General features: G+C 50.2%; 2 protein-coding genes, 18 tRNA genes, 5 rRNA genes and 1 riboswitch (2 of these 26 only partly in view). All 25 genes read left to right on the plus strand.

The genetic code is table 11. The features are described from left to right. Window positions 1-273: ribosomal RNA gene (locus CIG75_RS06115) — 23S ribosomal RNA — on the plus strand; it begins 2,657 nt to the left of the window's first position. 177 nt (window positions 274-450) lie between these two features. Continuing rightward, window positions 451-567, plus strand: a 5S ribosomal RNA gene (rrf, locus tag CIG75_RS06120). A 1,495-nt stretch (window positions 568-2,062) separates the two neighbouring features. Further along, window positions 2,063-2,155, plus strand: a tRNA-Ser gene (locus CIG75_RS06125). A gap of 3 nt (window positions 2,156-2,158) precedes the next feature. Continuing rightward, a tRNA-Met gene (locus CIG75_RS06130) sits at window positions 2,159-2,235 on the plus strand. A 5-nt stretch (window positions 2,236-2,240) separates the two neighbouring features. Continuing rightward, window positions 2,241-2,315: transfer RNA gene (locus CIG75_RS06135), tRNA-Gln, on the plus strand. A gap of 5 nt (window positions 2,316-2,320) precedes the next feature. Continuing rightward, window positions 2,321-2,397: transfer RNA gene (locus CIG75_RS06140), tRNA-Leu, on the plus strand. 5 nt (window positions 2,398-2,402) lie between these two features. Further along, a tRNA-Thr gene (locus CIG75_RS06145) sits at window positions 2,403-2,478 on the plus strand. Between the two features lie 8 nt (window positions 2,479-2,486). Further along, window positions 2,487-2,563: transfer RNA gene (locus CIG75_RS06150), tRNA-Glu, on the plus strand. Between the two features lie 3 nt (window positions 2,564-2,566). Further along, window positions 2,567-2,642, plus strand: a tRNA-Val gene (locus tag CIG75_RS06155). A gap of 71 nt (window positions 2,643-2,713) precedes the next feature. Continuing rightward, window positions 2,714-2,789 (plus strand) — tRNA-Met (locus CIG75_RS06160). A 3-nt stretch (window positions 2,790-2,792) separates the two neighbouring features. After that, window positions 2,793-2,869, plus strand: a tRNA-Asp gene (locus CIG75_RS06165). Between the two features lie 14 nt (window positions 2,870-2,883). Then, window positions 2,884-2,959, plus strand: a tRNA-Phe gene (locus tag CIG75_RS06170). Window positions 2,960-3,053: 94 nt separating this feature from the next. Continuing rightward, window positions 3,054-3,128, plus strand: a tRNA-Gly gene (locus tag CIG75_RS06175). Window positions 3,129-3,135: 7 nt separating this feature from the next. Further along, window positions 3,136-3,212 (plus strand) — tRNA-Ile (locus CIG75_RS06180). A gap of 8 nt (window positions 3,213-3,220) precedes the next feature. Then, window positions 3,221-3,337: ribosomal RNA gene (gene rrf, locus CIG75_RS06185) — 5S ribosomal RNA — on the plus strand. A gap of 776 nt (window positions 3,338-4,113) precedes the next feature. Beyond that, window positions 4,114-4,189: transfer RNA gene (locus CIG75_RS06190), tRNA-Ala, on the plus strand. A gap of 3 nt (window positions 4,190-4,192) precedes the next feature. Then, window positions 4,193-4,268 (plus strand) — tRNA-Thr (locus tag CIG75_RS06195). 8 nt (window positions 4,269-4,276) lie between these two features. After that, window positions 4,277-4,353, plus strand: a tRNA-Glu gene (locus CIG75_RS06200). Window positions 4,354-4,361: 8 nt separating this feature from the next. Beyond that, window positions 4,362-4,438 (plus strand) — tRNA-Asp (locus CIG75_RS06205). Between the two features lie 45 nt (window positions 4,439-4,483). After that, window positions 4,484-4,558 (plus strand) — tRNA-Gly (locus CIG75_RS06210). 6 nt (window positions 4,559-4,564) lie between these two features. Further along, a tRNA-Ile gene (locus CIG75_RS06215) sits at window positions 4,565-4,641 on the plus strand. 15 nt (window positions 4,642-4,656) lie between these two features. Further along, window positions 4,657-4,773 (plus strand): 5S ribosomal RNA (rrf, locus tag CIG75_RS06220). A gap of 566 nt (window positions 4,774-5,339) precedes the next feature. After that, window positions 5,340-5,431: riboswitch (cyclic di-GMP riboswitch) on the plus strand. 107 nt (window positions 5,432-5,538) lie between these two features. Further along, a complete protein-coding gene (locus tag CIG75_RS06225) occupies window positions 5,539-6,717 on the plus strand; it encodes an ATP-grasp domain-containing protein (protein WP_094235855.1) in 1,179 nt (392 codons plus the stop codon). A gap of 35 nt (window positions 6,718-6,752) precedes the next feature. Next, window positions 6,753-8,450 carry a methyl-accepting chemotaxis protein gene (locus CIG75_RS06230; RefSeq protein ID WP_094235856.1) on the plus strand — a complete coding sequence of 566 codons (1,698 nt, stop codon included), beginning with the start codon at window positions 6,753-6,755 and terminating at the stop codon, window positions 8,448-8,450. A gap of 343 nt (window positions 8,451-8,793) precedes the next feature. After that, window positions 8,794-10,000 (plus strand): 16S ribosomal RNA (locus CIG75_RS06235) (it continues 338 nt past the right edge of the window).

Below are 10,000 nucleotides of genomic sequence, written 5' to 3' on the forward strand. Positions count from 1 at the left end.
CAGGAAGTTTGAGAGGAGTTGTCCTTAGTACGAGAGGACCGGGATGAACCGACCGCTGGTGTCCCAGTTGTGGTGCCAACCGCATCGCTGGGTAGCTATGTCGGGAAGGGATAAGCGCTGAAAGCATCTAAGCGCGAAGCCCACCTCAAGATAAGACTTCCCACACGGTCAACGTGGTAAGACCCCTTGTAGAAGACAAGGTTGATAGGCTGGAGGTGGAAGCGCCGCGAGGCGTGTAGCTGACCAGTACTAATCGGTCGAGGGCTTATCCTAAGTATGTCCATCACTCACAGTTATTTTCGCATCCAGTTTTCAGGGAATACACAGCGATAGATCGGCTAAAACCCGCGACGTCCTGTCGCAACGCCGATCGACTGTACATCTTGGCGGTAGATCGGCTAAAACCTGCGACGTCCTGTCGCAACGCCGATCGACTGTACATCCTGTACGTCTAGTGATAATGTCGCAGAGGTCACACCTGTTCCCATCCCGAACACAGAAGTTAAGCTCTGCAGAGCCGATGGTACTTGGACCGCAGGGTCCTGGGAGAGTAGGACGTCGCTAGGCAATGAGAGAAAGACTCGATCTACGTAGATCGGGTCTTTTTTATGTTGTCTGACGAGTTAATAGAAAAAGTGCCGCGTTCGAAGCGGAGCGAAGAACCACCGGAGCGAAAGCGCAGGTATGGTACTTGGACCGCAGGGTCCTGGGAGAGTAGGACGTCGCTAGGCAATGAGAGAAAGACTCGATCTTCATAGGTCGGGTCTTTTTTATGTTGTCTGACGAGTAAATAGAAAAAGTGCCGCGTTCGAAGCGGAGCGAAGAACCACCGAAGCGAAAGCGAAGGTATGGTACTTGGACCGCAGGGTCCTGGGAGAGAAGGACGTCGCTAGGCAATGAGAGAAAGACTCGATCTTCATAGGTCGGGTCTTTTTTATGTTGTCTGACAAGTAAATAGAAAAAGTGCCGCGTTCGAAGCGGAGCGAAGAACCACCGAAGCGAGAGCGGAGGTATGGTACTTGGACCGCAGGGTCCTGGGAGAGAAGGACGTCGCTAAGCAATGAGAGAAAGACTCGATCTACGTAGATCGGGTCTTTTTTATGTTGTCTGACAAGTAAATAGAATATGTGCCGCGTTCGAAGCGGAGCGAAGAACCACCGGAGCGAAAGCGGAGGTATGGTACTTGGACCGCAGGGTCCTGGGAGAGTAGGACGTCGCTAGACAATGAGAGAAAGACTCGATCTTCATAGGTCGGGTCTTTTTTATGTTGTCTGACGAGTAAATAGAAAAAGTGCCGCGTTCGAAGCGGAGCGAAGAACCACCGAAGCGAGAGCGAAGGTATGGTACCTGGACTGCGGTGCTCTGAGAGAGTAGGACGACACTAGTACAAGGTGAGACCCAGCTCATTGAGCTGGGTCTCTTTTTTGTTTACAAGGCCGATAGAAGAAGTTCCGAGTTCAAAGCGGAGGGAGAAGTCACCGAAGCAAGAGTGTGAACATGCTACTTGAATCGCAAGGCCCTGTGAGAGTAGGAAGTTGCTAGGCAAAGATGGGACCCAGTTCAATGAACGGGATCGTTTACTGATTTCCGATGTCAATCGATGATGAACTGCATTTGAAGCGGAAGGGAGGCAAATCGATTGCAAGTGTTAATCACTGAGATGGAAGCTAGCTGAACTCTGCCAGACCATGCGAATCTAAGTTTGATAATCTGTATATTGATCGACAGGAGAAACTTACAGTCGAGTCGTATTTGGCATGGAAGATCGAAAGCTTTGAGAACCATCACTTAGATGCAGATCTGATCGTAGCATATTGTGTGACGGAACAAGGCTTCGAACCTATGAAGGAGGGTCGATTGTTAGAAACTTGCTAAGAGGTGATAGGTAATGAAATGATGAGAAATAGCGTATATTTTGTGGATATTCCATAATAAACAGCAAAAACGCGGCATTTTGCTTTGTTTTGAACTAGGAAGTTTATTGATTCGATATTAGGGATATGATAAGATAAGTCCTGTCGCCGCGAGAGACACGGCAACAAGAAAATGAAATGTACTTTATGGAGAGATGTCCGAGTTTGGTCGAAGGAGCACGATTGGAAATCGTGTAGGCGCCTAAAACGTCTCGGGGGTTCGAATCCCCCTCTCTCCGCCATGTGGCGGCGTAGCTCAGTTGGCTAGAGCAATCGGTTCATACCCGGTGGGTCGGGGGTTCAAGTCCCTCCGCCGCTACCACAGATTGGGGAGTCGCCAAGCGGTAAGGCAACGGACTTTGACTCCGTCATGCGAAGGTTCGATCCCTTCCTCCCCAGCCAGTCTCGCCAGAGTGATGGAATTGGCATACGTGCGCGACTCAAAATCGCGATTTTGTGGGTTCGAGTCCCACCTCTGGCACCACCTTAGCCTTCTTAGCTCAGTAGGTAGAGCGCATCCATGGTAAGGATGAGGTCATCGGTTCGATTCCGGTAGAAGGCACCATCTATCTTGGCTCGTTGGAGAAGCGGCTTAACTCACCGCCCTTTCAAGGCGGCATTCACGGGTTCGAATCCCGTACGAGTCACCATTTGGAGGTTTAGCTCAGCTGGGAGAGCATCTGCCTTACAAGCAGAGGGTCGGCGGTTCGATCCCGTCAACCTCCACCATTTTTAAAACAGGAAAGTCGGCTATTGTTCTCGGCATCTTGTCGCAAGTCGGACATTTCCTAACAACTTATCGCGGGGTGGAGCAGTTGGCAGCTCGTCGGGCTCATAACCCGAAGGTCGCAGGTTCAAGTCCTGTCCCCGCAACCACATGGAGCTGTGGTGTAGTGGCCTAACATGCCCGCCTGTCACGCGGGAGACCGCGGGTTCGAATCCCGTCAGCTCCGCCATTTCATTTCAATACGGCTCGGTAGCTCAGTCGGTAGAGCAGAGGACTGAAAATCCTCGTGTCGGCGGTTCGATTCCGTCCCGAGCCACCATTTTTCAAAAATAGTCCTGTTGCAAAGCGGGACAGAGGTAGCCCCGCTAAAATCGCGACGTCCTGTCGCAACGCGGGACACATACATCCTGTATGCGGAAGTGGCTCAGGGGTAGAGCATCGCCTTGCCAAGGCGAGGGTCGCGGGTTCGAATCCCGTCTTCCGCTCCATTTTTAAGGGCCCATAGCTCAGTTGGCTAGAGCGCACGACTGATAATCGTGAGGTCGGAAGTTCGAATCTTCTTGGGCCCACCATTTATACATCTAGTGGTAATGTCGTGGAGGTCACACCTGTTCCCATCCCGAACACAGAAGTTAAGCTCCACAGAGCCAATGGTACTTGGACCGCAGGGTCCTGGGAGAGTAGGACGCCGCTAGGCAAAGAGAGAGACTCAGTTCAATGAACTGGGTCTTTCTTGTTATACAAGGTCAATAGAAAAAGTGCCGCGTTCGAAGCGGAGCGAAGAACCACCGAAGCGAAAGCGAAGGTATGGTACTTGGACCGCAGGGTCCTGGGAGAGTAGGACGCCGCTAGCAAAGAGAAGGACTCAGTTCAATGAACTGGGTCTTTATTGTTATACAAGGTCAATAGAAAGAGTGCCGCGTTCGTAGCGGAGCGAAGAACCACCGAAGCGAAAGCGAAGGTATGGTACTTGGACCGCAGGGTTCTGGGAGAGTAGGACGCCGCTAGGCAAAGAGAGAGACTCAGTTCAATGAACTGGGTCTTTCTTGTTATACAAGGTCAATAGAAAAAGTGCCGCGTTCGTAGCGGAGCGAAGAACCACCGAAGCGAAAGCGAAGATATGGTACTTGGACCGCAGTGATCTAGGAGAGTAAGGCGCAGCTCGGCCGAGCGAAATCAGTCAAGGAACCTGTCTTTTGATGTTCTAGCGCCGAAGCATGGTATCTCCGTGAGAGAAGAGAGCAAGGTATAGAAATACGCGCTCTAATTCCAGACTAGACTTGGCTTTTTGCAGATTGTGAAAGCTTTCATTCTCTAAAAAATAGTAGGAATTCATCGTATATGAGCGAAATGAGCCAACAGAACTATGAGAGTGTCTAATTTTGTCGTATTTTGCGTGGAAATAGAGATTGAGAGTGTGCGAGGGAGCGTGTTAAGATAACACCTGTCGCCGCAAGTGGGCAGTTTAATCATGGGGGTATAGCTCAGTTGGTAGAGCACCTGCCTTGCAAGCAGGGGGTCAGCGGTTCGAATCCGCTTATCTCCACCAATTGCCTTCTTAGCTCAGTAGGTAGAGCGCATCCATGGTAAGGATGAGGTCATCGGTTCGATTCCGGTAGAAGGCACCATCTATCTTGGCTCGTTGGAGAAGCGGCTTAACTCACCGCCCTTTCAAGGCGGCATTCACGGGTTCGAATCCCGTACGAGTCACCATTTGTTTTGGAGCTGTGGTGTAGTGGCCTAACATGCCCGCCTGTCACGCGGGAGACCGCGGGTTCGAATCCCGTCAGCTCCGCCATTTAGATCAGTACTCTTCATCAATTTTGACACAGAATAATACCTTGCGGAAGTGGCTCAGGGGTAGAGCATCGCCTTGCCAAGGCGAGGGTCGCGGGTTCGAATCCCGTCTTCCGCTCCATTTTAAGGGCCCATAGCTCAGTTGGCTAGAGCGCACGACTGATAATCGTGAGGTCGGAAGTTCGAATCTTCTTGGGCCCACCATTTCAATAACATATGTCTAGTGGTAATGTCGTGGAGGTCACACCTGTTCCCATCCCGAACACAGAAGTTAAGCTCCACAGAGCCAATGGTACTTGGACCGCAGGGTCCTGGGAGAGTAGGACGCCGCTAGGCAAAGAGAAGGACTCAGTTCAATGAACTGGGTCCTTCTTGTAATACAAGGTCAATAGAAAAAGTGCCGCGTTCGATGCGGAGCGAAGGTATGGTACTTGGACGGCAGGGTCCTGGGAGAGTAGGACACCGCTAGGCAAAGAGAAGGACTCAGTTCAGTGAACTGGGTCTTTATTGTTATGTAAGGCCAATAGAAAACTGCCGCGTTAGAAGTGGAAGCAAAGATTTGGTTCTTGGACGGAAGGCCCGAAAGTGTAGGAGACAACTGGGTACATTGAGTCCCAGATCAGTAAGCTGGGGCTTCTTGTTGTTTACTCTGTCAAGAAGCTGCCTCGAGAGATCGTAAGCAGCAGAGTGTACGCCTGCAAGCATTCTGATGAGCGGAATGAATTGCGTACTGGTGTCGCCAAAGATTGGATCGGATGCCCTGAAATCGTGCTTCTTTGGGTGCGAATTACTTATATCGGGCGACTAAGTTGAATATGGGTTATAAATAAAATGAATATTTTTATTGAAAAGTCCGAAGAAATAAGATAATGTGTAAGTGTACCCGCTTTACAAAGGTGAAGAATCGATAATGGCAAACTCACTGAAAGGTGAGGACGCAAAGCCACGGGTCTAAGGTGTTGCTACTGCACACTATGACAGCCGGGTTGCCGAACTTTTCCACGGTGGAATCCTTGATGGACAATTTCACTACGGAATTGTCCTATTTGCTGTCCGTGCTGAAAAAACTTCGGCGAATCCAAAGTATTGGAGGAGTCAAAGATGTTGGTACTTGGTCAAGCATTCGTTTCACCATTTCTGTCAGAAACAGCAGCAAAACTCAGAATTCCAGTTGTAGACGCAGCGCAAGATGTACTGGTTCCATTCGACAAAAAACTGAATTGGAAATCGGCGAATTCTTTCTTTCAACTGGTTAGAGATCGCAAGGCTCCGCTCTTGAGCAATTCAGAAAACGCGTTACAAGCACTGGAGAACCATTTGCCAGGTCATGTTCTCGTGGAGCGAAATGAGCGTTTTAAAAACAAGACTCATTTCCGCAAGTGGTTGGCTCATCTCTTCCCTGATTTTATGTATCAAGAATTTTCGTTTGATGAACTGATGAGAATGCAGGCATCGCAGCTTCGGTTTCCAATCGTGGTTAAACCAGTGGTTGGATATGCGAGTCTCGGTGTGTACCGCGTTGCGGATGCGAAGGAGTGGATGGATGTCCGCCATCGTCTTCACCGCGACGTACGCGAGGCCCGTGACCTGTTCCCAGAATCTGTCCTCAATGTAGAGCGTTTCATTGTTGAGGAATGGATCGAGGGGGAGGAGTACGCTGTTGACGCCTTCTTTAATACAGAAGGACAACCAGTTGTGCTAAATGTGCTCAAACGCATGTTCGCTCATGCAGGTGATACATCAGATCGGATTTACTATACGAGCAAGCACGTACTGCAAGAAGCGATGCAGCCTGTGATCGAGTTTTTAACGAAGTTGGGGAGTCTCGAAGATTTGAGCTTGTACCCAGTTCATCTGGAAGTTCGCATTTCTCCGAGCGGCAAGTTGATTCCGATCGAAGTCAATCCGCTCCGCTTTGCCGGGATCGGCACATGCGACTTAGCGATCCACGCGTACGGGCAAAATCCATACGAGCACTTCTTCCAACAGACCCAACCAGATTGGAATCACATTCTTGAAACGATGGACGATTCCGTGTACAGCTTCTTCTGTGCAGAATTGCCAGTCGAATTGAACACGCTCAAAATCTCGTCGATCGAACACGACAAGTTCCGCAGCATGTTTGGGGACGTTTTGGAGTACCGCTCCATGCAAGGCTATGATCCGACTACTTTTGCTGTCGTATTCTATCGCAGTGAAGACTTGGCGGAGAATGAAAAACTGCTTCAACTAGAATTAAGCCAGTTCGTAAGCGTAAGAAACATTGAGGTTTCTGCTTAGGCAACAACCGGGCAAAGAAATTGGGGGAAGTTCGTTTGAAATTTTTGAAATGGAATCACTCGATCGGCCGGCAGATTTCCATTGCTTTTGTTATGCCGCTGATTTTACTAACGCTAGTGTTTCTCGGGGTTTTGTATCAAACCACGATGGGGATCGTGAATGACCATGTCATCACGCAATTTGAAGAAAGATTGAAGTTGAACATGACGAATCTGGTCAACAACGTACCGGAAGAATTAGTGGTAGCAGCGTTGCATGACCAAACAAAGTACCAAGAATTGCTGACGAAACTCAATGAGTTTACCAAGCAAAATGAGGGACTGCAAAACGCATATGTCATTTCCAAGACAAACGGCAAAGATGTCATTCTCGCTCTCAGCAATGATGACATGTACTTGGCGGAGTTACCGTTTACAGAGGAACAGAACCGAACTCTTGAGCAAAACGCCCAGACGGTAAGCGAAATCTACTCAGATGATTGGGGCATTCATAAATCGTTGTTTGCCCCGTACGTGAAAGCTAACTCGGTAGTGGGAATCGACATGGATGCCTCTTTCGTACACAACGTGAAGCAGTACATCCTGATTCTCAGCATCGTGTTCTTGGTGGCTTCGATCATCGTAGGTGGGGTGATCGCCTTCGTGGTGGGCAAACGTTTGTCCCGCCCGATCATCGCCTTGGTATCGCAGACAAAGCGGGTCGCAGAAGGGGATTTGACGACTTCGATGACAAACGACCGCCACGACGAGTTAGGTCAATTGGCTGACAGTTTTGAGGAGATGCGTCGAAACCTTTCTGGCATCATCAATTCGCTCCATCAGGATTCGAGAGTATTGGAAACTTCGAGCGCAACCCTTCAGCTTGCACTTACTGAACTGTCGGCAGGTTCTCAACAAGTGGTGACGGCGATCTCGGCAGAGGCACAAGCGGCTGATGAACGCTCAAATCACTTGGAAACAGTGACGACCATGGTTCACAACGTGACCGACTCTGTCGGAATGGTTGATAAACAGGTAAGTGATATGGCTGTGTTGTCCGAAACGGCGCAATCACTTTCAAAACAAGGGAACGATCAGGTGCAACAAATCGCGACGCAGATGAACGCGATTCAAACCTACGGTGCAGAGACATCTGCTAAGTTGCGGCAGCTGGATCAGCGGACGAAGGAAATTTCCAACGTTATCGGCATCATCCGCACGATCGCCTCTCAAATCAACATGCTCTCCCTCAATGCGACCATTGAAGCCGCACGGGCGGGAGAAAACGGAAAAGGATTTGCTGTGGTTGCGCAGGAGATTCAGAAGTTGGCCAATCAGACCAACGATTCTGTCGCCAGCATCATCGAGAGCGTCCAAGTGATCAACGATGAGACGGGGACCGTAATTGAATCGAATGCGAAGAGTTCGGAAGAGATCGAAAAAGGTGTCGCGCTGATTATGGAAAATGGTCGTTTGTTTGAAAAAATCCAGACATCTGTCAGCAGTTTGGCAAGCGGAGTTACCAACATCGTGGAGCATACGGAAGGTATTGCCCGCTCTGCTGCTTCTACGCTTTCCGCAGTACAGGAAGTCACAGCGATCTCGATCGAAAGCGCCGCCTCTCAACAGGAAATCTCGGCAACGTCACAACAGCAGAATTCGTCGATTCAACAGTTGGATCAGATGAGCGCACAGATTCAAGCCATGGCTCAGGAGTTAGCCATTTTGATCAAGCAGTTCAAGGTGCAGTCCTAAATGGAGAGAAGACCAAGCTCGAACGAGCTTGGTCTTTTTCTTTGTGAAAAAAGGTTGGATTTGTTGCGATTTGTACTGGGTAGCATGTTGAGAGGGAAGGCTAACTTTGATAAGATAAGTCCTGTCGCCGCGAGCGAATGCGGTGATAATGAAAAAAGTTCCTCTTGCATAAAAGAATGCAATGTGGTACATTAATAAATGTCGCCTCGAGCGACACGCTTTGATAGCCCAACAAAATGTGCGACATCCTGTCGCAACGTTGGACATCGAACCGATTGATCCTTGAAAACTAAACGAGTGTTACAGAGATCTGATGCGAGTCAAGATACAAACTTTTTCAACTTTTATTGAGAGTTTGATCCTGGCTCAGGACGAACGCTGGCGGCGTGCCTAATACATGCAAGTCGAGCGGACTGGAGGGAGCTTGCTCCCAAAGGTTAGCGGCGGACGGGTGAGTAACACGTGGGCAATCTGCCCGACAGACTGGGATAACGCTTGGAAACGAGTGCTAATACCGGATAAGCGATTCCTTCGCATGAGGGGATCGAGAAAGAAGCTTTCGCTTCACTGTCGGATGAGCCCGCGGCGCATTAGCTAGTTGGTGAGGTAACGGCTCACCAAGGCGACGATGCGTAGCCGACCTGAGAGGGTGATCGGCCACACTGGGACTGAGACACGGCCCAGACTCCTACGGGAGGCAGCAGTAGGGAATCTTCCACAATGGGCGCAAGCCTGATGGAGCAACGCCGCGTGAATGATGAAGGCCTTCGGGTTGTAAAATTCTGTCTTCTGTGAAGAACAAGTGTGAGAAGAGAATGCTCACACCCTGACGGTAACAGAGGAGGAAGCCCCGGCTAACTACGTGCCAGCAGCCGCGGTAATACGTAGGGGGCAAGCGTTGTCCGGAATCACTGGGCGTAAAGCGCGCGCAGGCGGCCATCTGCGTCCGGGGTGAAAGCCCAAGGCTCAACCTTGGGACTGCCTTGGATACGGGATGGCTTGAGGATCGGAGAGGCAAGGGGAATTCCACGTGTAGCGGTGAAATGCGTAGAGATGTGGAGGAACACCTGTGGCGAAGGCGCCTTGCTGGCCGATTTCTGACGCTGAGGCGCGAAAGCGTGGGGAGCAAACAGGATTAGATACCCTGGTAGTCCACGCCGTAAACGATGAGTGCTAGGTGTTGGGGGGTACCACCCTCAGTGCCGAAGCTAACGCATTAAGCACTCCGCCTGGGGAGTACGGTCGCAAGACTGAAACTCAAAGGAATTGACGGGGGCCCGCACAAGCAGTGGAGCATGTGGTTTAATTCGAAGCAACGCGAAGAACCTTACCAAGACTTGACATCCCGCTGATCGGTTTAGAGATAGACCTTCCCTTCGGGGCAGCGGTGACAGGTGGTGCATGGTTGTCGTCAGCTCGTGTCGTGAGATGTTGGGTTAAGTCCCGCAACGAGCGCAACCCCTAAATTGTGTTGCCATCATTCAGTTGGGCACTCACAATTGACTGCCGGTGACAAACCGGAGGAAGGCGGGGATGACGTCAAATCATCA

It is taken from the genome of Tumebacillus algifaecis (assembly GCF_002243515.1).
Taxonomy (GTDB): Bacteria; Bacillota; Bacilli; order Tumebacillales; family Tumebacillaceae; genus Tumebacillus_A; species Tumebacillus_A algifaecis.

Excerpts from the sequence above, each read along its gene's own strand:
- CIG75_RS06225 (WP_094235855.1), top strand. The coding sequence starts at position 5,539 with ATGTTGGTACTTGGTCAAGCATTCGTTTCACCATTTCTGTCAGAAACA.